The following is a 22,471-nucleotide window of genomic DNA, read 5'->3' as shown; positions in this document are numbered from 1 at the left end:
CGACCTCTGGGGGCTGTGGTAACATTTGGCATCGCCCATCAATGGACAGATCATGAACCGCTTATTCCGCCCTGTTACCTGCGCCCTGCTGTTCTGCAGTCTGGCCCATGTCTCTGCCCCTCCGGCCCTTGCTGCTTCCGAAGAGGAAGAACAGAGCGCTGCCGAGGATGCATCGCAGAAAGCGGAAAGCGCCAAGGCGGCCAAACGGGCGGCCCCTCCCTCCGCCATTCCGGGTTCGGAAGGCATGGATGAGGACGATGGCAACCGCATTGGCAAGGATGTAGAGCCTACGACTGCTCTGTTCGAAGCCATCAACCGTGGTAGCGTTGCGGCTGCCAAGGATGCGGTTAACCGCGGGGCCGATCTGGGTGGACACAATATTCTGGGGCAGACGCCGCTGGAAATGTCCATCGACCTCAATCGCAACCCCATCACCTTTCTGCTGCTCTCGCTGCGCACATCGGATGATCGGGTGGGCGCAAGCTATGCCAATCAGGGTATGGAAAACGCACAGCCTGTCGTAACTGGCGGGATCAATGCGGGCCGGGTAGAAACAGCACCGGGCGGGCATGGATATGATTCCACGGGCGGCGTGGCCCAGCCCTCTTCCGGGTTTCTTGGATTTGGCGGCAGCTAGGCCGCCACAACCTGCCCCTTAACGGGGCAGGCAGGGCTTTTTATCGGCCCTTAGCGCTTTGCGCGACCATTTGCAGGCTTTCCTGACGCAGCACATCCAACGGCAGCAATGCGCCTTCGCGCTCAAAGTGCCAGAATGTCCAGCCATTGCACGACGGCGCGTTCGTCAACTGCGCGCCCAGCTTGTGGATAGATCCACGATGCGTACCGCTCACCAGACTGCCATCGGGTGCTACAGTCGCGGTCAGGCGCTGTTTCTTGTCGCACACGACCGTTCCCGCCACGATCAGACCCTGCTCCACCAGACTGCCAAACGGCACGCGGGGGGCTTCGCGCCGATCCTGCGTTGTCTGCACGGCATCTTCGGGCAGAGGCTGCTCGCGTGCGATACGCGCCAGTGAGGCTTCGATATAATCGGGGTGGCGCTCAATCCCGATAAAATGCCGCCGCAACCGGCGCGCCATGGCGGCCGTGGTGCCCGAACCGGAGAACGGGTCCAGCACAACATCATCCACCGTGGTGGAAGACACCAGCACCCTGTGCAGCAGGCTTTCGGGCTTCTGGGTCGGGTGCAGTTTCAGGCCGTGCTCGTTCCGCAGGCGCTCGTTGCCGGTGCATAGCGGCAGATACCAGTCAGAGCGCATCTGCACATCATCATTCAGCGCCTTCATGGCCTGATAGTTGAAGCGATAGCGGCTTTCCGGCCCACGGGCGGCCCAGATCAGCGTTTCATGAGCGTTGGTAAAACGGCGGCCACGGAAATTGGGCATCGGGTTGGACTTGCGCCACACGATGTCATTAAGGATCCAGAACCCCAGATCCTGCAAAATAGCGCCCAGACGGAAGATGTTGTGATAGGAGCCGATCACCCAGATCGTGCCATCCTTACGCAGCAGGCGATGGGCCTCGGACAGCCAGGCGCGGGTAAAGCGGTCATATTCTTCCAGATCGGAAAACTTGTCCCACTCATCATCCACGCCGTCCACCAGCGTATCATCAGGGCGGCGCAGTTCACCACGGAGCTGCAGATTATACGGCGGGTCAGCAAAGATGCAGTCCACCGACCCGCTAGGCAGGCCGCGCATTACATCGACGCATTCACCACGGATGATCCTGTCGAGAGGAAGTTCCATGGGAACCGATTTTTTCATGCCGTTCATCACTGCCCTGCCGCTCCTGCCAGTTCCAATTGCCGCCTTACCGTACCGAATGTCTTCCTGTGGTGAGGTGTCACGCCCACCTGCACCAGTGCACGCCTGTGCGCCTGCGTGCCGTATCCTGCATTGCCGTCCCACCCGTATTCGGGCCAGCGCACATCCAGCCGCGCCATGATGCGATCCCGCACCACCTTGGCCACGATGGAGGCCGCGGCGATGGACAGGCTCAGCCCATCGCCCCCCACCAGTGCCTCCGCACTACAGCCGAAGGCTGGCAGCTTGTTGCCATCCACCAGCACGTGGTCGGGCATGGCGGGCAACCGCGCTACAGCGCGCTGCATCGCCAGATGGGCGGCGTGATGGATGTTCAGCCGATCCACCTCTTCAACAGAGGCGGCACCCACGCCGATTTCCACCCCCGGCACACCGGGCAGCCGGGCCGCAATGGCCTCACGCACAGCAGGTTTCAGTTTTTTGGAATCATCGATCAGGCTGGCCAGATCCTCTGGCACACCGGACGCGAACACCACAGCCGCCGCCACCACGGGACCGGCGAGCGGGCCACGGCCCACTTCATCCACCCCGGCGACACGTCCGCCATGCTGCTGTTCACGCCTGAAATCCGGCATTGCCCCTCGTTCCGTCCAACTGATCGCCCGTTTTGAGCGACTCGGCTAAAATAACCGAGTCGCTCTAACCGCGACTCCGTGGGGAAGGAGAAGCATTTTTTCACCTAGGAGCGCAAGAGTCCTGATGAAATGATTTTTTTCAGGAGCGTTTTGAACGCGGCGCCAGCAGCCAGCCCAGCACGATCCCGATAACGGAAACAACGCCCAGAGACAGCAGCGGTTTGTCGTGCACAAGCGTTACGACCTTTTCAACCACGCCTTCGCCTTCGTCATACAGATCAGCGAAATCCTGCTGCATGTGGCCAGCAAACTGGTCGAACTTGCCTTCCGCCTGCAGGCCGACATCGCCCGTCAGGCCGCCCACGGCATCTTTGAGGTGACCCTGCACATCCTTGGCGATGCCATCGGCCCTGTTTTCCAGTTTCTTGATTTTGTCATCAGCCATGACCATAGTCCTCCCTTATCCAACCGCTTGGTCCACGGTCCGCGCATTCGCGGCGTGATCCCGGCTTTACGGTTGTCTGAACCTATCAGACCGCAAAAACATAACGCTGACTAGGGTTCCCAAGCAGGCATGGTTTTTCCTACGCGTATCCAACTTACGGCACTGACTGTCTCGGCCATGTTCTTTATGGAACAACTTGACGGCACCATTCTCGCCACGGCTCTACCCGCCATCGCGCATGATCTGCATGTCGATACGGTGGCAACATCCGTGGCCCTGACTTCCTACATTATCGGGCTGGCCATTTTTATTCCCGCGTCCGGGGCGCTGGCGGACAGGCTAGGCAGCCGCACCATTCTCAGTCTGGCCATCTGTGTTTTTCTGGTCAGCTCCATCCTGTGCGGAATCGCACATACCCTGCCGTTTCTGGCTGTCATGCGTATGCTGCAAGGCGCGGGCGGTGCGCTGATGGTGCCTGTAGGGCGGCTTGTGGTCATACGCGACACACCACGCAAAGACCTTGTGCGCGCCATGGCGTGGATGATGCTGCCCGCAACCCTCGGCCCCCTGATGGGGCCGGTTGTGGGCGGTTTCATCACCACATGGTTCTCATGGCGGTGGAATTTCTATCTCAACATTCCCGTTGGCCTGCTGGGTTTGCTGATGACGTGGCGCTTTATCCCGCAGGTGCGGGAACCCTCGCCCCCGCCATTTGACTTCAAAGGGCTGGTGCTGGCCGGAGGCGGACTGGCCACCCTGTCCATTCTGGCCGAACTGTTCAGCCATAACGCGGCAGGCTGGCCGCTGCTCACAAGCCTGCTGGCAGGCGGTGTGGTTCTCATGGCCGTCTATGCCCACCACGCCCGCCAACTGGCCGAGCCGCTGCTGGATTTCCGGCTGATGCGCTTTTCCACGTTCCGCATCTCGCTGGTGGCGGGAGCCGCCACACGGATTGCCGTGGGGTCGCTGCCGTTCCTGCTGCCCACCTTCCTGCAGATCGGCGCGGGGCTGAACGCGGCCCAAAGCGGCATTGTCACGTTTGTCGGGCCGGTTGGCTCCATTGCCATCCGCCCTCTGGTGCCTGCCATCCTCAAACGCTGGGGGTTCCGGCGTGTGCTGATGATCAACAGTCTTTCCGCTGCGGTCATTTTCGCGCTGATAGCCGCCTACCGCCCGCCCCTGCCGCTCTGGACCATCTCTGTCGTGCTGGTTATGGCGGGCGCCGCACAGGCTGTGCAGTTTTCTGCTTATAATACAGTCGCTTATGCAGATATTCCGCCCAACCGCATGAGTGCGGCCACCAGCCTGTATTCCACCATGCAACAGATCATGCTCTCAAGCGGGATCTGTATCGCGGCAGGCACCCTGACCGTGCTCAACATCCTGTCCGGCCAGAGCGAGCCGACCCTGAACGATTTTTCCATCGCCCTGCTGGTTACCGGCGGTATTTCCCTGCTGGCAGCCCCCATCGCGGCGGCCATGCCGCCTTCCGCCGGAGCCGACATGAGCGGCAACCGCAGTTGATCTGAACATACCGCACGCTGGACAGACACAACGGAGCCCGCCACAATACCCCCGGCGGGCACTCCCGAGGCACTGCAAACCAGCGTGCCCCAATTTCGCCACAAGACGTACAATACAGTCCGCCAGCAACAGACCTTGCCCTCCTAGAGACACACGGTTCGCCCCATTTTATTTCTGTATTTCTGTCAGCCTTCCACAACCCCGGTCAAAAACGAGCAGCGCGCCTCATGGACGAACACAACACGGCACCTTCCACGCCCTCCTCTTCCACGCAGGCCCTCCCCCCATCCCGCACGCCTTCACGCAGGCGGCGGCTGGTGCTGATTGGCCTCGGCGTTGCTGCGGCTGGCATACTGGGCTTTGCTTTCCTGCGCCCCCATAGTGGCGATAACAGCGGCCATACCAGCCACCACGGCAGCGCCGCCAATGCAGAAAAACAGCCCGTTGCGGTGCAGACCGTCAAAGCCGGTGCCATGCCTGTTGTGCTGACTGAACTCGGCACGGTCATTCCCATTACCAACGTAACCGTGCAGACCCGTGTAGAAGGCTACCTGATGGATGTGCTGTTCAAGGAAGGACAGCATGTCCATAAGGGCGACCTTCTGGCCATCATAGACCCCCGCCCCTATCAGGTGCTGCTTGAGCAGTACGAGGGCCAGCTTGAACGCGATCAGGCCCAGCTTGATCAGGCCCGCGTGGACAATGCGCGCTACCAGAAGCTGATCCGCCAGGACAGTATCGACGCCAAGACCGCGCGTGACCAGCAGTTCATGGTCAAGCAGCTTGAAGGCACCGTCAAATCCGATCAGGCGCAGGTGGATAACGAAAAGCTCCAGCTCATCTACTGCCATATTACCGCGCCGGTTGACGGGCGTATCGGTATCCGCGCCGTTGACCGGGGCAATTATGTCGCGGCAGGCCAGTCCGGCGGATTGGCCGTGCTGACGCAGATGCAGCCGATCTCGGTCATTTTCACCCTGCCACAGGATCAACTCCCGCAGGTGGAAGACGAACTGCGGGCCCACAAGACGCTGTCTGTCGAAGCATGGAACAGCACCAATACGAGCAAGATCGCGGATGGCACAGTCAGCGCGCTGGACAGCGAGATTGACACCGCCACAGGTACAGTGCGCCTGCGCGCCATCTTCACCAATGAGGATGAGCACCTCTTTCCCAACCAGTTCGTCAATGCCCGCCTGCTGGTGCGCACGCTCGACAACGTGTTGCTGCTGCCCGCCACGGCCATACAGACCGGGCCTTCCGGCCTGTTCGTTTATGTCGTGAAAGCCGACGATACCGTAACGGTCAAACCCGTAACCACCGGCATTTCAGACGGCACCAACACCGTGGTAACAACCGGCCTGACCGCAGGCGACAGAGTTGTGACCGATGGCACAGACCACCTGCGTGAAGGCATGGCCGTTTCCATTCCCGCTGCTGCCACCAGCGGTGCCTCGCCGTGAACCCTTCGGCCCTTTTCATCCGCAGGCCAGTCGCTACCACGCTGCTGATGCTGGCCATTTTTCTGGCCGGATTGCTGGGCTACCATTTCCTGCCCATATCAGCCCTGCCACAGGTCGATTACCCCACCATAACGGTTGAGACCTTCTACCCCGGCGCCGGGCCGGATGTGATGGAAACCTCCATTACCGCGCCGCTCGAAACCCAGTTCGGGCAGATGCCGGGACTGGATCAGATGACATCGCGCTCATCGGGCGGGGCTTCGGTCATTACCCTGCGGTTTGACCTGTCCATGTCCATGGATGTGGCGGAGCAGGAAGTACAGGCCGCCATCAATCAGGCCAACTCGCTGCTGCCAACCGACCTGCCCGCCCCGCCGGTTTATGCCAAGGTCAACCCGGCGGATACGCCCGTACTGACGCTGGGCATCAGCTCATCCACCATCCCCCTGCCCGAGGTGGAAGACTATGTGGACACACGGCTTGCCCAGAAAATCAGCCAGATTTCAGGCGTAGGGCTTGTCACGCTTTCAGGCGGCAACCGCAAGGCCATTCGGGTTCAGGTCAACATTCCCAAGCTGACCTCCTATGGCATAGACCTCGACACCCTGCGCACCACCATTGGCAATGTGAACGTAAACTCCCCCACCGGCACATTCGATGGGGCGCACCGGGCGGCAACCCTGCGCGTAGACGGGCAGATTACCAACACGGACATGCTGCTCAATCAGGTCATCGCCTACCAGAACAGCGGGCCGGTACGCGTGCGGGATGTGGCGCAGGTCATTATCGGGGCGGAAAACACCCAGCTTGCCGCATGGTCGAACCTGACCCCCGCACTGATCATGAATGTCCAGCGCCAGCCGGGTGCCAACGTGATTGCTGTGGTGGACAATATCAAGGCCGCCCTGCCCACCCTGCGCCAGACCCTGCCGCCGGGGATCGACATCATACCACTGACAGACCGCACCACGACCATCCGCGCTTCCGTAGCTGATGTTCAGTTCGAGCTGTTTTTAGCCCTTGTGCTGGTGGTTGCGGTTATTTTCGTATTCCTGCGCAATATTCCCGCCACCATCATTCCCAGCCTGTCGGTGCCGTTGTCCATTATCGGCACGCTGGCAATCATGTATCTGCTGGACTTCTCGCTCGACAATCTCTCGCTGATGGCGCTCACCATCGCGACCGGCTTCGTTGTGGACGATGCCATTGTCATGATCGAGAATATCTCGCGCTATATCGAAGCGGGTGAAGACCGCATGACCGCCTCCCTCAAAGGGGCAGGCGAAATCGGCTTTACCATTATCTCGCTCACCATCTCGCTCATAGCGGTGCTGATCCCGCTGCTGTTCATGAGCGATGTCGTAGGGCGGCTGTTCCACGAATTTGCCCTGACACTGGCCACAACCATTGTCATTTCGGCCATTGTCTCGCTCACGCTTGTTCCCATGATGTGCGCGCGCATCCTGACAGAACGCGAGCACGACACCGAGGCCACCGGCCTGTTCGCCCGGTGGTCTGCCCGTATGGAACTCGCCACCGAAAAGCTGATTGCGGCCTATGACCGGATGCTGGATGTGGTGCTGGTGCATCGGCGGCTGACCCTGCTGGTTGCCGCAGGCACGCTCGTGCTGACAGGCGTGCTGGGCTGGATGATCCCCAAAGGGTTCTTTCCCGTACAGGACACCGGAGTGCTGCAGGGTATTTCCGTAGCCGCGCAGAACATTTCTTTCGACAATATGAAAGCACACCAGCAGGAACTGGCCAAAGTGCTGCTGCGCGACCCGGATGTGCTCTCACTCTCCTCCTTTGTGGGGGTAGACGGGCAGAACGCCACGCTTAATCAGGGCCGCTTCCTGATCAACCTCAAACCACATGACAGCCGCTCCACATCCGCAACCCTTATCGCCCAGCGGCTGGAGCAGGAAACCGCCTCGGTAACCGGGATCAGGCTTTACCTGCAACCCGTGCAGGATCTCTCGCTTGATACGACCGTAACCGCCACGCAGTACCAGTTCCTGCTCGAAAACCCGGACTACAACGCGTTCAAGATATGGGTACCCAAACTGCTGGAACTGCTGCACAAAGAACCGGCCCTGACCGACGTGACCTCCGACCTGCAGGCCGAAGGGCTTGTGGCGCGGGTGACACTCGACCGGCCAACCGGGGCGCGTTACTCCATCACCCCCCAGACAGTTGATAACGTGCTGTATGACAGCTTTGGCCAGCGGCAGATTTCAACCATCTACACCCAGTCCAACCAGTATCGCGTCATTCTGGAGGCCGACCCGCGCTTTCAGAGCAATATCAATGCGCTCAACCAGCTTTACCTGCCCGGTATCAGCAGCAACACAGGCGGCAGCACCTCCGGCCCCACGCGCCAGCCCACCGCCGGGCTGGTGCCACTGGCCAGCGTAACCTCCGTAAAGGAAGAAACCGCTCCCCTGCTGCTGACGCATTTCGGCCAGTTCCCGGCCACTACGATTTCCTTCAACCTGCGGCCCGGCTATGCGCTGGGTGATGCCACGGCGGCCATCCGCCGGGTGGAAAAGCAGATTGGCCTCCCCTCCTCCTTCCAGACATCGTTTCAGGGTACGGCAGCCGCCTTTGAAGGCTCGCTCAGTAACGAACTGTTTCTGGTCGCGGCGGCGCTGATTGCCGTCTATATCGTGCTGGGCATTCTGTACGAGAGCTTCATCCACCCCATTACCATCCTGTCCACCCTGCCATCAGCAGCCATTGGCGCGTTGCTGACCCTCATGATCGCAGGAACCGGTCTGGATATTATGGGCATTATCGGCATTGTGCTGCTGATTGGCATCGTGAAGAAAAACGCCATCATGATGATCGACTTCGCGCTGGAGGCGGAGCGCGAACACGGGATGGACTCCCTTCAATCCATCCGCACGGCGGCCACATTGCGTTTCAGGCCCATTCTCATGACCACGCTGGCCGCCATGCTCGGGGCTGTGCCCATGGTCATTTCGCACGGCACAGGGTCTGAGCTGCGCTACCCGCTGGGTCTGGCCATTATCGGCGGGCTGGCACTCTCGCAACTGCTTACACTGTTTACCACGCCGGTTATCTACCTCACGCTCGACACATGGGCGCAGCGGTGGAAAAAACGTAAAAATCCGCCCTCAGCCATTGAGCCTCATACGGCCTCCGGGCCTGTAAATCCGTGAACGTCAGCCGGTTTTTCATAGACAGGCCGGTTGCCACCATCCTTTTGGCCGTGGCCGCCATTTTGGGCGGCATTCTGGGTTACAGAACCCTGCCCGTAGCCGACCTGCCCAACGTGGACCTGCCGGTTATTCAGGTTACGGCGCGGCAGGCTGGTGGCTCTCCCGAGGAAATCGCGAGTTCCGTCGCCGCCCCGCTAGAGCGCAGGCTGGGTCAGATTGCCGATGTCACGGAAATGACCTCGCAATCCTCTCAGAACACCACGCGGATCACGCTTCAGTTTGCCCTCAACCGCGATATTAACGGCGCTGCACGGGATGTGGAGGCTGCCCTTCAGGCCGCACGGGCAGACATGCCCTCTACCCTGCGGCAGAACCCCAGCTACCACAAGGCCAACCCCAACGGCGCACCGATCCTGATCCTGAACCTGACCTCCGCCACCCATAGCCGCGCCCAGCTTTACGACTACGCCACCAACGTACTCATGCAGCACCTGTCCTCCATTCAGGGGGTTGGGCAGGTTGATATTACCGGCAGCGCCATGCCTGCCATCCGGGCGGAAATAAACCCTCTGCCGCTGTTCCACTACGGTATCGGGTTTGAGGATGTACGCGCGGCTCTGGCCTCGGCCAATGCCCATACCCCTAAAGGTATTATTGATCAGGGTGGGCAGCGCTTTACGCTGGATACGAACGATCAGGTTACCAAAGCACAAGATTACCGTGACCTGATTATTGCCTGGCGCAATAACCGCCCCGTAAGGCTGGCGGATGTAGCGGATGTGCGCGACAGCGTAGAAGACCTGCGTAACGCGGGCTATTACAACGGCCAGCCTTCCGTCATTGCCGTCGCTTTCGCGCAGGCGGGGGCCAACGTCATCAACACGGTCGATCAGATCAAGGCGCAATTACCCATGCTCAAGGCGGCCCTGCCCGGTGGGGTTGACCTGCATATCGGGCTGGATCGTTCCCTGACCATCCGCGCCGCACTGGCGGACACCCAGCTAACCCTGTTCATTTCCGTGGTGCTGGTCATTCTGGTGGTGCTGCTGTTCCTGCGCTCACCCCGCATGACCCTGATCCCCGCCGTAGTGGTGCCGACCTCGATTATCGCCACGTTCGGGTTCATGGCGCTGCTGGGTTTTTCGCTCGATAATATGTCGCTCATGGCGCTGACGGTCTCCACCGGCTTTGTGGTGGACGATGCCATTGTGGTGACGGAAAACATCGCCCGCTATATCGAACAGGGCATGGAGCCACGCAGGGCCGCCATTCAGGGCAGCAGCGAGGTTGCCTTTACCGTCATTTCCATTTCCATCTCGCTGATTGCGGTTTTTCTGCCCATCCTGCTCATGGGCGGGCTGGCGGGGCGGCTGTTCCATGAATTCGCCATGACCGTTGCCATCACCATCATGGTTTCACTGGTGCTCTCGCTCACCCTAACACCCATGATGGCCGCCATCCTGCTCAAACCGTCCAGCCCGGCCCCAGCTTTTTCCGGCACTGGGCGCTGGAGCCTTCTGGCACGCCTGCACCCCGGCAAACTGACCGAAAGCCTGCTGGTCGCCACACAGAGCTTTTATGTCCGCACACTCGATATTGCGCTGCGTCACAACCGGCTGGTGCTGTGCAGCCTGCCGCTGACACTGGTGCTGATCGGCGCACTGTTCATCCGTATGCCCAAAGGGTTCTTTCCCGTTGAGGATACAGGCATGCTCATGGGCCACCTGCAGGCCGACCAGTCCATTTCCTTTACCGCGCTCACCCAGAAACTGGCCTATGTACAGAATATCCTGCTGCATGACCGGGATGTATCGGGCGTCTCCTCCTTTATTGGCGGGCGCGGCACGGCCAATCAGGCCAACCTGTTTCTTGAACTCAAAGACAAGTCGGAGCGCACCGACACGCCTACAGACCTGATCGCGCGGGTAAACCGCAAGCTGCGGCATGTTATTGGGGCCGATTTTTTCCTGATCCAGCCCGGCGCGGTCCGTACCGGCGCTCGTGAGAGTAACGCCGCCTACCAGTACACACTGGAAAGCGACGATGCCTCATCGCTCTATGAATGGAGCAACAAGCTGCTGGCCGCGCTGCGCACTCACCCACAACTGACCAGCCTTTCCTCCGATATACAGGTGGGCGGCGCCGCCATCGCCACCAAAATAGATCGTGATACGGCAGCGCGTGTCAGCATCACGCCACAGCTTATCTCCAACACGCTGTTTGACGCCTTCGGCCAGCGTGCGGCCTCCGTCATTTATAACCGGCTCAACCAGTATCGCATCATCATGGAGGCTGACCCCGCCCAGTGGTCTACCCCCAACAGTCTGATGCAGGTGTGGGTCAGCGTTGCGGGTGGCTCGGCTGGTGGGGGCACAAGCTCGAACACCATCCGCGTGCGGGACAGCGCCAGCACACAGGCCACAAGCATGAGTGCGCTCTCCTTCCGCAACCAGATTGCCAATACGCTGGCAGGAGGCAATGGGGCCTCGAACGGATCGGCCGTCAGCACCTCATCCGAAGCCATGGTGCCACTGACGCTGGTTTCCACCCTTGTGCCGGGGCAGACCGCACTGGCTGTCAACCATCAGGGGCTTGTGGTGGCCAGTACCCTTTCCTTCAACCTTGCCAAAGGTGTCTCTCTGGGTGAGGCAACCCAGATCATTGATGCCACACGGCTGGCCCTGCACATGCCCGAAACCATTCACGGGCGCTTTGCTGGCAATGCCGCGCAGTTCCAGAAGGCGGTCAATAACGAGCCGCTGCTGATACTGGCGGCTCTGGTTGCGGTCTATGTCACGCTGGGTATTCTGTATGAGAGCTATATCCACCCGCTCACCATTCTCTCCACCCTGCCTTCCGCCGGTGTGGGCGCGCTGCTGGCGCTGCAACTGGCGGGGGAAGAGTTTTCCCTCATCGCGCTGATCGGGGTGATCCTGCTGATCGGTATCGTCAAGAAAAACGCCATCATGCTGGTCGATTTTGCCATCATGGCTGAGCGCGAACAGGGGCTTTCCCCTCTTGAGGCCATCCGCACTGCCTGCCTGCTGCGCTTTCGCCCCATTATGATGACATCGGCCGCAGCCGCTCTGGGTGCGGCCCCCCTGATCATTGCCAATGGTTATGGCTCAGAACTGCGCCGCCCGCTTGGTATCGCCATTGTGGGCGGGCTTATCGTCAGTCAGGCCATGACGCTGTACACTACGCCCGTTATCTACCTTGCTTTCGACGGGCTGCGCCTGCGTATCCAGAACATGCAGGCCCGGCTCCATTCCCGTTTCCACCGCACCGCCAAACAGGTTCGCTGATGGTCAAGCCTTTTTCCCGTCTCTCATCCACTGCACTCACGCGCCTTGCCCCCCTGCTGATACCGCTGGTGGCCACGGGGTGCATGGTCGGGCCGGACTACAAACGGCCCGCCGCCATCATCTCTCCTGCCTTCAAGGAACTGCGCCCGGCCCCTGGCTGGGATTATGCCCAGCCCCATCTGGCCGAACTCCCCAAAGGCAAATGGTGGGAAATCTACAACGACCCGCTGCTGAACCAGCTTGAAGAACAGGTTGCCCTCAACAACCAGACCGTGCGTGAATACGAAGCCCGCTACCGCAATGCGCGGGCGACCATCAACGCCATTCGCGCCCAGCTCTTTCCAACGCTGAATGGCTCGCTCTCTTTCAACCGCCAGAGTTCGGGGGTTGGCTCGCGCTCATCTGGCACAATCATCAATTACGGCCAGAGCGGCAGCAGCGGTAGTGGCGTAACCAACAACACCGAAAACACCTACGCCATGGGCCTGAGCGCCTCGTGGGATCTTGATCTGTGGGGCAAGATCCGCCGACAGATTCAGGCACAGGTGACAGAAGCGCAGGCCTCCGCCGCTGATCTGGCCAATGCCGCCCTGTCCTATCAGGCACAGCTTGCAACCGCCTATTTCAACCTGCGCTATCAGGATAGCCTGTACGATCTGCTTGAACGCAACGTGGCTTTTTACGAACGTTCCTACCAGATTACCAAAAATCAGTACGATGCAGGCACCGCCGACCCCACCAGCCTGATGCAGGCGAAAACCCAGCTTGAGCAAACCCGCGCTCAGGCCATTGCCACAGGCATCAACCGTGCGCAGTACGAACATGCCATCGCCATTCTGATCGGCAAGCCCCCGGCGGATCTATCCATCCCCCGGGGCGCCCTGCCCCGCACCATCCCGGCCATTCCGGTCAATGTTCCCGCATCCCTGCTACAAAGGCGGCCAGACATCGCCGCAGCCGAACGCCGGATGGAAGAATACAATGCCCAGATCGGGGTAGCGCTGGCCGCCTTCTATCCCGATGTGAAACTGACCGCATCCTACTCTTACAGCGGCGACCCCGTGGGCACGCTGGTGCAGGTTGTCAATCGTATCTGGTCACTCGGCGCTTCGGCCACGGAAACCCTATTTGAAGGAGGGGCCCGCACCGCCGCCGTGCGTGAGGCCAACACCAATTACGATTACTATACCGCCATCTACCGCCAGACCGTGCTAACCGCCCTGCAGAACGTGGAAGATCAGCTTTCCAACCTGCGTATTCTGGCCGATCAGGCCTCGCAGCAGGATATAGCACTCAGTGCAGCCAACAAAGCCGCCAGTATTTCCTTCAATCAGTATCTGGCCGGTACCCAGATTTATACAACGGTGATCACCGCAGAAGTCACGGCCCTGTCCAACGCCGAAACCGCCCTCCAGATCCAGCAAAGCCGTATGGTGGATTCCGTCAGTCTGGTTGAAGCGCTGGGTGGCGGTTGGAATGCAACCTCCCTGCCCAGCAAAGGCTCCATGCAGACGGACAACCCCTTCCTGCCAGACTTCATACAAAAAGACCGGAACTAACGCCTAGCGTCAGTTCCGGCCCTTTTCTTCCATTCCCGTTATCCCGGCAGGCAAAGCCACCGGGGTTCGGTAGTCATTTCATAACCGCGCGCCCGGCGAGCAGCGCCACCACCAGAAACACGACAAACAGGACAATGGCGATAAAGAACAGGATTTTAGCCATGCCTGCCGCAACCGAAGAAATGCCGCCAAAGCCAAACAGACCAGCAACAAGCGAAATAACTAGAAAAAACAAAGCCAGCTTAAGCACGTCCGCTCTCCTTATCCACCACCCCAGAATTACCCAAGACGCCGTATAAAAACACCAGCAAGCCCCGCTACGCCAGCGGCTAGTGCCAGCGTCATGACAGGTCGCTCAATCACCGTATCACGCACACAGTCCTTTGCCAGACTGCGCCGCTCCGGCCCGAGCGCATCATACCCGCCGACATGGCTGAAAATACCTTCCGCCCCGTCACGCAGGGGGCTGATGCCCTCCTCCAGACGATATGTAGCTCCTTCCTGCCTGCTCATACTTCTTCCTTTCCTACCTTTTGATAAGGTAACGCAGCAGACCCCCCAAAGGATGCCCAACCAGGACAAAACGCCCTCAAACCCGGCGTTACAGGTGCTATTTTCTAGTGTGCAATCAGTTCCCGCAGCCGGGCTGCACAGTGTGCAAAATCCTGTGTTTCCGGGTTTCTCTGCGCATCCGTGGGTCTGATTTCACCCACAATATGGGCAGGCGACCCACCAGCCAGCACGATAATGCGCGTAGCGAGGCGTAATGCCTCCTCAATATCATGGGTAACGAAAAGAACCGTTTTGCCGGTCTGCCGCCAGATCCGGCGTAGTTCATCCTGCAAACCTGTACGGGTAATGGCATCAAGCGCACCGAAAGGTTCGTCCATTAACAGCAGGTCAGGATCAACCGTCAGAGCGCGCGCCACGCCCACGCGCTGGCGCTGCCCCCCCGAAAGCCTGCGTGGCCACCGAGCGGATTCCTGCTCCAGCCCTACCAGCCGCAACGCCTCACGCGCCCTATTAGCGCGCTCCGCACGGTTCAGCCCCAGTCCTTCAAGGCCAAACTCCACATTACGCAGAACAGAGCGCCACGGCAGCAACCGGGCATCCTGAAACACCATAGCCCGACTACGCCTGCCGGGGTCTTGCACCGCAACGGCCCCACCCGTGCAAGCTACGCCGCCCACCTGTCCTTCTGTCGGCTGCACCAGCCCCATCAGCACACGCAGGAGCGTCGATTTACCAACACCCGAAGGCCCAAGCACCGCCACAAACTCACCACGCACCAGTGTCAGGCTGACATGCCTGAAAACAAAATGCGCACCACCATCATGCGAAAAGCCCGCCTGCTCCAGGCTTGCAACACACGTGCTGTCAGTCATGGCTGCCACTTGAGCAAATATCCCCGAACAAAGCCGAACAGAAAGTCGGTAATGGCGTAAAGCAGCGCCATCGTCAGCATGTAAACCACCACAACATCCGTGGCCAACAGGCTGGAGGCCTCCATCATGCGTGCGCCGATACCCGGCACCCCGAATAATTCTGCCGCCACAACGGACATCCAGCCCTGCCCCAGTCCGGTACGTAAGCCAGCCAGAATACCCGGCATGGAAGCAGGCAGCACAACCTTGAACAAACGCGCTGTAAATCCGCCATGGCCAAAGGCCGCCGCCAGTTCAAACAATTCCGGGTCAACACCACGCACAGCCCCGTAAGCCGCGTAGAAATTAATCCAGAATACCGAAATGGCGATAACAAATGTTGCACCCGCCGTACTGAGGCCAAACCACAGAATGGCGAAAGGCACCCACGCCAGTCCCGGCACGGGCCTGAGCAAACGGATAACGCCTTCCAGCAGGCTATCCAGCACACGGTTCATGCCACACAGCAAGCCCACCCCTGTTCCCAGGGCTGAACCAATCAGCAGTCCGAGGCAGTAATGCCCCAGACTATCCCGAATGGCCTGCTGCCAGAACCCACCCCGTACTTCAGACAACCATGCGGGGCCGAGATCCATCGGGGCTGGCACCATATTTCCCGGTAGCCAGCCGAGACGTACTGCCCCTTGCCAGCTCCCGAAAAAAACAGCCAGACCGAATACGCCAAGCCCCAGACGTAACCGCTTGCTCAGTCGCTCTTTCACTGTGTCTGCTGCCACAACGTCTGGTTAAACAGCTCACTCACCGGATCTGCCTTGTGCAGTAGCCCCAGTTCCACTTCAAAATCCTGCAGGGCCGTCACACCAGCCACAATCCGGGCAGGATCGCTGATGAAATACGGAGCCGAACGCTCAAGAGCCTTTTTCAGCACGGCATCATCCAGCATGCCACCACCCAGCGCCTTCTGCACATACGGCACGGCGTCATCAGGATGCTGGGCCAGCAGGGTTGTCGCCCGCACGAACAGGGCTGTCAGCGTTTTTGCCCAAGCCTGATGCTCCGGCGCATCTGGTTTCACCAGCGCCAGCACCGACCCCGGCTGGTCAGGCATCATATCATGCCCGCTTGCCAGCACCCGCAAATCTGGCACCTTGGCTTCCACCACCGTCAGTGCCGGTTCACGCAGCACAACACCATCCACCGCACCGGCCAGAAAGGCCTGCTGAGCCGCATCAATCCCGACCCCAACAATAGAGGCAGCCTTCGCGGGGTCAGCAAAGCCAAGCTGTTTTTTCAGCCAGTAGCGCAGCAGGGTATCGGGCACGGAGCCGGGCGGCTGCGCGGCAATACGTGGCGGGTGTCCCTGATCGGTCGTAAACTGTTCCAGAGCCGCTTTAACCGTTGCCGGTAATAGGGGTTGGCCATCATTCTTGGGCAGTTCTGAGGCCAGCTTGCCACGCGCCACAACGGAGAGTTCCTCAATCGAGGCTGCTGCCACGACCTTCACATCCACCCCATGGGCCCGCGCCTGCAGCAGCGGCAGCACCCCGGCCACATAGCCGTCAATCCGACCCGAGGTCAGCGCCTGAATGGCCTGTGGCCCGGATGTAAACCGCACCAACTCTACATCCAGCCCGGCCTCTTTAGCCCAGCCCTTGCCATCCAGCACAAACAAAGCAGATGAACCCAGCACCGGAATATAACCGATCCTGATCGTCTCTGCGGCCTTGGCCGGGCTGAAACCTGCTGCCATCAGCAGCAGCGCACCCAGCAGCGCACTGAAAAACCTACGCATCATATGATCCTCTCACTCCTACCCACGCAACAAAATCGTGCAAGGATGGAGCCTGACTATATGTTGCAATAATTAATAGTGAAATATTAATTCCACGAAATAGCACCCAAACGCATGGCGCTACCGCACAACCCAACCATGCACGCGTAAAAAAAGCTGGCTCCGTGAAGAGCCAGCTTTTCCGGTTCCGGGGCTGAATAAATTCAGGCCGCCAGTTCCTGCGAGTCATCCACCTGCGGGCGGGGGCCGCTATCCTGCCCCTTCGCGCTCACATCGCGATCAACCAGCTCGATAACTGCCATCGGAGCGGCATCGCCATAACGCACGCCAGCGCGCAGAACGCGGGTGTAACCACCGTTGCGGCCCTTGTAGCGTTCAGCCACGGCAGCAAACAGCTTGCGGACAATCACTTCATCGCGCAGCTGGGCAAAAGCCTGACGGCGGGCATGCAGGTCGCCACGCTTACCGAGCGTGATGAGCTTTTCCACCACAGGGCGAAGTTCCTTCGCCTTGGGCAGGGTTGTCGTGATCTGCTCGTGCTTGATCAGGGCCACAGCCATGTTGCGGAACATGGCTGCACGATGAGAAGAAGTAACGCCGAGCTTACGGCCGGCAACACGGTGACGCATGGTTCAGTTCCTAAATCGATGAAAAGTCAGCTCAGAACGGCTCATCAAGCCGCTTGGCCAGCTCTTCGATATTTTCCGGCGGCCAGGCCGGCACGTTCATGCCAAGGGCCAGTCCCATAGAGGTCAGGACTTCCTTGATTTCATTCAGGGACTTACGGCCAAAATTCGGCGTGCGAAGCATTTCCTGCTCGCTCTTCTGAACCAGATCCCCAATGTAGATGATATTGTCGTTCTTCAGGCAGTTGGCGCTACGAACAGACAGTTCGAGCTCATCCACCTTCCGCAGCAGATTGCGGTTGAACGGCAGGTCGTCTTCAGGCTCATCAGCCTGAACCGGACGCGGCTCATCAAAATTGATGAACAGCTGAAGCTGATCCTGCAGGATACGAGCGGCAAGAGCCACAGCATCTTCCGGCGTAACAGCCCCGTTGGTTTCAACCGTCAGCAGCAGCTTGTCATAGTCGGTTACCTGACCCACGCGGGTCGGATCAACCTTGTAGGACACGCGCTTGACGGGCGAATAGATCGCATCAACCGGGATCAGCCCGATCGGCGCATCTTCAGGCCGGTTCGCAGCAGCAGGCACATAGCCTTTACCCGTGTTGACGATGAACTCCATGCCCAGCTTCACGCCATCATCGAGCGTGCAGATCACGAGATCGGGGTTCATGATTTCAATATCATGTCCGGTCTGGATCTGGCTCGCACGCACTTCACCGGGGCCGGTGGCCGTCAGTACCATGCGCTTGGGCGCTTCGCCATGCATCCGCAGCGCAAGCTGCTTGATGTTCAGCACAATATCCGTGACATCTTCACGCACGCCCGAAACGGACGAAAACTCGTGCAGAACGCCATCAATCTGAACCGCCGTAACCGCCGCCCCCTGAAGGGAAGACAGAAGGATACGCCGCAGCGCGTTACCAAGGGTCATACCAAAGCCGCGTTCAAGCGGTTCGGCCACCACGGTTGCGATGCGCGCGGGCTCCACTCCGGATTCGACTTCAAGCTTTTCGGGCTTGATCAGAGATTGCCAGTTTTTCTGAAGGACCAACGTACCGGCCTTTCAATACGAAAAACCACTGCCTGGCAGCGATTTCTCTGAAGTGGACACAACGTCCACCCGACAGCCTTTCATTAAAAGGCTGTAAGGCGGATCAGGCGCTTAGACGCGGCGACGCTTGCGCGGCCGGCATCCATTGTGCGGAACCGGCGTCATATCACGGATGGACGTGATCGTGAAACCAACTGCCTGCAGGGCACGCAGGGCGCTTTCACGGCCCGAACCAGGACCGGACACTTCGATTTCCAGCGTTTCCATGCCGTGTTCACGCGCTTTGCGCCCGGCATCTTCAGCCGCAACCTGCGCCGCGTACGGCGTGGACTTCCGGGAGCCCTTGAAACCCTGAGCACCAGCGGAAGACCAGGAAATTGCGTTCCCCTGGGCGTCGGAAATGGTGATCATGGTGTTGTTGAACGTGGAGAGCACGTGCGCCACGCCGGAAATAATGTTCTTGCGTTCTTTTTTGCGAATACGCGGTGTTGCGGCTTTCGCCATGTCTTTTTACCTCAGTCCCTGCCCGCGCCAGCCTATGCCGGCCGGGCTTGTAGCTTTCAGGATTAACGCGTGGCTTTCTTCTTGCCGGCAATCGCAACAGCCTTACCCTTACGGGTGCGGGCGTTGGTATGCGTGCGCTGACCGCGAACCGGCAGGCCACGACGGTGGCGCAGGCCACGGTAGCAACCCAGATCCATCAGACGCTTGATGTTCATAGCCACTTCACGGCGGAGGTCACCCTCCACGCGGTAATCGGTGTCGATAACTTCGCGCAGCTTCTGCACTTCGTCATCGCTCAGCTCATTCACGCGCTTCGTTTCGGCAATGCCCGTGGACTTGCAGATTTCGGCAGCCCTGGTCGCGCCAATTCCATAAATATACTGAAGCCCGATCACAACCCGCTTGGTGGTCGGGACATTCACGCCGGCAATACGTGCCACGCTTTCTACTCCTGTTCGCCCGTCATGATAACGAACGACTCAACATGCCCTAGGTGCAGGGCGGATTTCATTCTGGTGGCCGCGAAATATACTGGCCACCGACACAAGTCAACGAAAACAGATCACTTTTGCGTGATCTTGGAGATTTCTCCAAGCGCCGCTTTAATTTCCGCCGTGACTTCAGCAGCCGGTAACATCCCATTAATGGAGTGCAAACGACCCGTTTTTTCATAGAACGGCAGAATCGGTGCGGTCAGTTTCCGGTATTCCTTCAGGCGCTCCACCACTGTTTCACGCTTGTCGTCTGCACGGCGCGTAAACTCATGGCTACCACAGGCATCACATGCACCGGCAACACTCGGCGGGTTGGACACCTCGTTATAGGTGCGCCCACAGTTGGCACAGGTGAAGCGACCAGAAATACGGTCAGCCAGAATGTCTTCATCGACATCAAGGAACAGCACCACATCAATGCTCTTGCCATCGGCCGTCAGCATCTCGTCCAGCGCTTCGGCCTGAGCCAGCGTGCGCGGGAAGCCATCCAGAATGAACCCGTTCTGACAGTCACCCTGAGCGATACGGCCTTTGAGCATGGCAATGATCAGCCCATCGGAAACGAGCTTACCCGCATCCATCAGGCTTTTTGCTTCCTGCCCTATGGCCGAGCCACGCGCCACTTCGGCACGCAGCATGTCACCCGTAGAGATCTGAACCAGTCCGTACTGATCTTCCAGTAGCTTGGACTGAGTGCCTTTCCCCGCTCCCGGAGGCCCGAGAAAAATAATATTCATCGCCTGATGATCCTCTGTTTCCGGCCACTCCGGCTCTTGCGCATCAACCCCTGATACTGGTGCGCCACAAGATGAGACTGAACTTGTGTTACCGTATCAATCGTAACCGACACGATAATAATCAGGCTCGTCCCGCCAAAATAGAACGGCACATTGTAGTGACTGACCAGAATTTGGGGCAGCAGACAGACCGCCACCATATACGCCGCACCGATCGTCGTCAGCCGCGTCAGGATCCGGTCAAAATACGCCGCCGTGGAAGCGCCGGGTCTGACACCGGGAATAAACCCGCCCTGCTTACGCAGGTTATCTGCCGTTTCTGTCGGGTTGAAGGTAACCGCCGCATAGAAATACGAGAAGAACACAATCATAACCGCATAGAACAGCATGTAGAGCGGCTGCCCCTGCCCCAGTTCCTGCCCCAGAAAGGACAGCCAGCCAGGAAGGTTCTTACCATTCATGATGCCCTGTAGCGTCACCGGCAGCAGCAGAACCGACGAAGCAAAAATCGGCGGAATGACCCCTGCGGTATTCACCTTGAGCGGCATATGGGTGGTGTCACCACCGAACATGCGCTGCCCGACCTGCCGCTTGGGATACTGGATCACCACACGGCGCTGCGCCTGCTCCATGAACACGATGAACATGATTGTGCCGATCGCCAGCACCAGAAACAGCAGCACAAAGAAGGGAGAAAGCGCACCGGTGTATCCAAGCTGGAACAGGCTCGCCAGAGCCTGAGGCAGATTGGCGACAATACCGGTAAAGATGATCAGCGAGATCCCGTTACCGACCCCACGCGATGTAATCTGCTCACCCAGCCACATCAGGAACATGGTGCCCCCGACGAGAGCCGTAACGCAGGTGATCAGAAACAGCGGTCCCGGGTTAACCACAGCCGTACCATCGTGAACATTTTCAAGACTGAAGGCGATACCATAAGCCTGCACAATCGCGATGATCACAGTCAGATAGCGCGTATACTCGTTCAGCTTCTTACGTCCCTGCTCACCTTCCTTCTTGAGAGCTTCAAGAGAAGGCAGGGCGGTGGACATGAGCTGGACGATAATGGAGGCGGAAATATACGGCATGATATTCAACGCGAATACGGTCATGCGTCCAAGCGCACCCCCCGTAAACATGTTGAACATGCCCAGAATACCACCCTGGTTCTGTGCAAGCAGTTGCCCCATGACCGTGGCATCCACTCCGGGAACCGGAATGTAGGTGCCAAGTCGATAGACAATCAGTGCACCGAGCGTGAACCAGATCCGCTTTTTCAGTTCAGTCGCCTTCGCGAATGAACCAACATTGAAATTGGCAGCCAGCTGCTCAGCCGCGGAAGCCATGCATCCGTCCTTTCACACAAACAGCGCCGCCACGAAACGTGGAGACGCTGGTATGATGGTCTGAAAAATTCCAGACAGCATTTCCAGTCGTACGCGACGAAGAGAGAACAGCTTTGATCACTGCTCTCTCCCCAGCCATACTCAGGACGCGCTGGCTTCCACTGCCACAGGCCCGAGCAGCTTGACGCTACCGCCGACCTTTTCAATGGCAACGCGAGCAGAAGCGGAAACACCCGACACCTCGAACGTCACACTCTTGGTCAGTTCACCTTCACCAAGAATACGAACGCCCGCGTATTTACCGGAGCCGACAAGACCTGCCTTCTTCAGCGCTTCTTCCGTCACCGGAGCAGCGGATTCCAGCTTGCCGTCAGCCAGGGCCTGCTCAATAGCGCCCAGATTGACCGGTGCATACACCTTACGGAAGATGTTCTTAAAGCCGCGCTTGGGAAGACGACGGTAGATAGGGAGCTGACCACCTTCAAACCCGTTGAGAGACACGCCCTCACGAGCCTTCTGGCCTTTTACACCCTTACCTGACGTCTTGCCCTTGCCAGACCCGATACCACGACCGAGCCGCTTCTTGCGATAGCGTGAGCCTTCGTTATCACGAAGTTCGTTCAGATTCAT

Annotated in this window: 21 protein-coding genes; 6 read left to right on the top strand and 15 right to left on the bottom strand. The window is 59.1% G+C overall.

Annotation, left to right across the window (positions count from 1 at the left end; genetic code table 11):
- The first annotated feature begins 52 nt into the window (after nt 1-52).
- The gene (locus J2D75_RS01935; RefSeq protein WP_243428387.1) at nt 53-637 is read left to right on the top strand and encodes an ankyrin repeat domain-containing protein; all 585 of its coding nucleotides are present in this window, start codon (nt 53-55) and stop codon (nt 635-637) included.
- Between the two features lie 40 nt (nt 638-677).
- On the opposite strand, the gene J2D75_RS01930 is transcribed toward J2D75_RS01935, so the two are convergent.
- The 3 genes from J2D75_RS01930 to J2D75_RS01920 form a co-directional block, all read right to left on the bottom strand.
- Nucleotides 678-1,787: a site-specific DNA-methyltransferase gene (locus tag J2D75_RS01930; protein ID WP_408736721.1), complete on the bottom strand. Its 1,110-nt coding sequence runs from the start codon at nt 1,785-1,787 to the stop codon at nt 678-680.
- Between the two features lie 8 nt (nt 1,788-1,795).
- Complete coding sequence (locus J2D75_RS01925; protein WP_207852187.1) at nt 1,796-2,422, bottom strand: ribonuclease HII; 627 nt, start codon at nt 2,420-2,422, stop codon at nt 1,796-1,798.
- A 139-nt stretch (nt 2,423-2,561) separates the two neighbouring features.
- Entirely contained in the window at nt 2,562-2,867 is a 306-nt protein-coding gene (locus tag J2D75_RS01920) for a CsbD family protein (RefSeq protein ID WP_207852185.1), read from the bottom strand.
- 129 nt (nt 2,868-2,996) lie between these two features.
- On the opposite strand from J2D75_RS01920, the gene J2D75_RS01915 reads away from it, so the two are divergent.
- From J2D75_RS01915 to J2D75_RS01895, 5 genes are all read left to right on the top strand, one after another.
- Nucleotides 2,997-4,391, top strand: a complete 1,395-nt coding sequence (locus tag J2D75_RS01915) for an MFS transporter (protein WP_207852183.1) — start codon at nt 2,997-2,999, stop codon at nt 4,389-4,391.
- 227 nt (nt 4,392-4,618) lie between these two features.
- Nucleotides 4,619-5,854 (top strand): MdtA/MuxA family multidrug efflux RND transporter periplasmic adaptor subunit, encoded by a 1,236-nt coding sequence (locus J2D75_RS01910; RefSeq protein ID WP_207852182.1) that lies wholly within the window; start codon nt 4,619-4,621, stop codon nt 5,852-5,854.
- Nucleotides 5,851-9,036: an efflux RND transporter permease subunit gene (locus tag J2D75_RS01905; RefSeq protein ID WP_207852180.1), complete on the top strand. Its 3,186-nt coding sequence runs from the start codon at nt 5,851-5,853 to the stop codon at nt 9,034-9,036. Before J2D75_RS01910 ends, J2D75_RS01905 begins: the two co-directional genes overlap by 4 nt.
- On the top strand, nt 9,033-12,341 hold the full coding sequence (locus J2D75_RS01900) for an efflux RND transporter permease subunit (RefSeq protein WP_207852178.1): 3,309 nt from the start codon (nt 9,033-9,035) through the stop codon (nt 12,339-12,341). Before J2D75_RS01905 ends, J2D75_RS01900 begins: the two co-directional genes overlap by 4 nt.
- Nucleotides 12,341-13,900 (top strand): efflux transporter outer membrane subunit, encoded by a 1,560-nt coding sequence (locus J2D75_RS01895; protein ID WP_207852176.1) that lies wholly within the window; start codon nt 12,341-12,343, stop codon nt 13,898-13,900. Before J2D75_RS01900 ends, J2D75_RS01895 begins: the two co-directional genes overlap by 1 nt.
- 73 nt (nt 13,901-13,973) lie before the next feature.
- Here the strand turns inward: J2D75_RS01895 and J2D75_RS01890 are convergent, their stop codons facing one another.
- From J2D75_RS01890 to rplO, 12 genes are all read right to left on the bottom strand, one after another.
- Nucleotides 13,974-14,150, bottom strand: coding sequence for a DUF1328 family protein (locus tag J2D75_RS01890; RefSeq protein WP_207852174.1), 177 nt, complete (start codon nt 14,148-14,150; stop codon nt 13,974-13,976).
- Between the two features lie 29 nt (nt 14,151-14,179).
- On the bottom strand, nt 14,180-14,413 hold the full coding sequence (locus J2D75_RS01885; protein ID WP_207852172.1) for a hypothetical protein: 234 nt from the start codon (nt 14,411-14,413) through the stop codon (nt 14,180-14,182).
- A gap of 104 nt (nt 14,414-14,517) precedes the next feature.
- The gene (locus J2D75_RS01880; RefSeq protein ID WP_243428386.1) at nt 14,518-15,285 is read right to left on the bottom strand and encodes an ABC transporter ATP-binding protein; all 768 of its coding nucleotides are present in this window, start codon (nt 15,283-15,285) and stop codon (nt 14,518-14,520) included.
- Nucleotides 15,282-16,046 (bottom strand): ABC transporter permease subunit, encoded by a 765-nt coding sequence (locus J2D75_RS01875; protein ID WP_207852168.1) that lies wholly within the window; start codon nt 16,044-16,046, stop codon nt 15,282-15,284. Before J2D75_RS01875 ends, J2D75_RS01880 begins: the two co-directional genes overlap by 4 nt.
- A complete protein-coding gene (locus tag J2D75_RS01870; protein WP_243428385.1) occupies nt 16,043-17,080 on the bottom strand; it encodes an ABC transporter substrate-binding protein in 1,038 nt (345 codons plus the stop codon). The genes J2D75_RS01875 and J2D75_RS01870 overlap by 4 nt, the downstream gene beginning before the upstream one ends.
- A gap of 200 nt (nt 17,081-17,280) precedes the next feature.
- Nucleotides 17,281-17,706, bottom strand: a complete 426-nt coding sequence (gene rplQ / locus J2D75_RS01865; protein ID WP_207852166.1) for a 50S ribosomal protein L17 — start codon at nt 17,704-17,706, stop codon at nt 17,281-17,283.
- Between the two features lie 31 nt (nt 17,707-17,737).
- Nucleotides 17,738-18,757, bottom strand: a complete 1,020-nt coding sequence (locus J2D75_RS01860; RefSeq protein WP_141374297.1) for a DNA-directed RNA polymerase subunit alpha — start codon at nt 18,755-18,757, stop codon at nt 17,738-17,740.
- A gap of 111 nt (nt 18,758-18,868) precedes the next feature.
- Entirely contained in the window at nt 18,869-19,261 is a 393-nt protein-coding gene (gene rpsK, locus J2D75_RS01855) for a 30S ribosomal protein S11 (RefSeq protein ID WP_003622750.1), read from the bottom strand.
- Nucleotides 19,262-19,323: 62 nt separating this feature from the next.
- The gene (rpsM, locus tag J2D75_RS01850; RefSeq protein ID WP_207852164.1) at nt 19,324-19,701 is read right to left on the bottom strand and encodes a 30S ribosomal protein S13; all 378 of its coding nucleotides are present in this window, start codon (nt 19,699-19,701) and stop codon (nt 19,324-19,326) included.
- 122 nt (nt 19,702-19,823) lie between these two features.
- Entirely contained in the window at nt 19,824-20,492 is a 669-nt protein-coding gene (locus J2D75_RS01845; protein WP_207852161.1) for an adenylate kinase, read from the bottom strand.
- Nucleotides 20,489-21,841 (bottom strand): preprotein translocase subunit SecY, encoded by a 1,353-nt coding sequence (secY, locus tag J2D75_RS01840; RefSeq protein ID WP_207852160.1) that lies wholly within the window; start codon nt 21,839-21,841, stop codon nt 20,489-20,491. The genes J2D75_RS01845 and secY overlap by 4 nt, the downstream gene beginning before the upstream one ends.
- A gap of 141 nt (nt 21,842-21,982) precedes the next feature.
- Entirely contained in the window at nt 21,983-22,471 is a 489-nt protein-coding gene (gene rplO, locus J2D75_RS01835) for a 50S ribosomal protein L15 (RefSeq protein ID WP_207852158.1), read from the bottom strand.

The sequence above is a fragment of the Acetobacter suratthaniensis genome (assembly GCF_017377745.1).
Taxonomy (GTDB): domain Bacteria; phylum Pseudomonadota; class Alphaproteobacteria; order Acetobacterales; family Acetobacteraceae; genus Acetobacter; species Acetobacter suratthaniensis.
Note: the sequence above shows the minus strand (reverse complement) of the source record. Positions and strands in the feature narration are given on the sequence as shown.

What these genes read in the sequence shown, in the direction of transcription:
- J2D75_RS01895 (WP_207852176.1), top strand. Translation starts at nt 12,341, where the DNA reads ATGGTCAAGCCTTTTTCCCGTCTCTCATCCACTGCACTCACGCGCCTT.
- J2D75_RS01885 (WP_207852172.1), bottom strand. Translation starts at nt 14,413, where the DNA reads ATGAGCAGGCAGGAAGGAGCTACATATCGTCTGGAGGAGGGCATCAGC.
- J2D75_RS01845 (WP_207852161.1), bottom strand. Translation starts at nt 20,492, where the DNA reads ATGAATATTATTTTTCTCGGGCCTCCGGGAGCGGGGAAAGGCACTCAG.
- J2D75_RS01880 (WP_243428386.1), bottom strand. Translation starts at nt 15,285, where the DNA reads ATGACTGACAGCACGTGTGTTGCAAGCCTGGAGCAGGCGGGCTTTTCG.
- J2D75_RS01925 (WP_207852187.1), bottom strand. Translation starts at nt 2,422, where the DNA reads ATGCCGGATTTCAGGCGTGAACAGCAGCATGGCGGACGTGTCGCCGGG.
- J2D75_RS01935 (WP_243428387.1), top strand. Translation starts at nt 53, where the DNA reads ATGAACCGCTTATTCCGCCCTGTTACCTGCGCCCTGCTGTTCTGCAGT.
- rplO (WP_207852158.1), bottom strand. Translation starts at nt 22,471, where the DNA reads ATGAATCTGAACGAACTTCGTGATAACGAAGGCTCACGCTATCGCAAG.
- J2D75_RS01910 (WP_207852182.1), top strand. Translation starts at nt 4,619, where the DNA reads ATGGACGAACACAACACGGCACCTTCCACGCCCTCCTCTTCCACGCAG.
- secY (WP_207852160.1), bottom strand. Translation starts at nt 21,841, where the DNA reads ATGGCTTCCGCGGCTGAGCAGCTGGCTGCCAATTTCAATGTTGGTTCA.
- rplQ (WP_207852166.1), bottom strand. Translation starts at nt 17,706, where the DNA reads ATGCGTCACCGTGTTGCCGGCCGTAAGCTCGGCGTTACTTCTTCTCAT.
- J2D75_RS01870 (WP_243428385.1), bottom strand. Translation starts at nt 17,080, where the DNA reads ATGATGCGTAGGTTTTTCAGTGCGCTGCTGGGTGCGCTGCTGCTGATG.
- J2D75_RS01915 (WP_207852183.1), top strand. Translation starts at nt 2,997, where the DNA reads ATGGTTTTTCCTACGCGTATCCAACTTACGGCACTGACTGTCTCGGCC.
- rpsK (WP_003622750.1), bottom strand. Translation starts at nt 19,261, where the DNA reads ATGGCGAAAGCCGCAACACCGCGTATTCGCAAAAAAGAACGCAAGAAC.
- J2D75_RS01920 (WP_207852185.1), bottom strand. Translation starts at nt 2,867, where the DNA reads ATGGCTGATGACAAAATCAAGAAACTGGAAAACAGGGCCGATGGCATC.
- J2D75_RS01930 (WP_408736721.1), bottom strand. Translation starts at nt 1,787, where the DNA reads ATGAAAAAATCGGTTCCCATGGAACTTCCTCTCGACAGGATCATCCGT.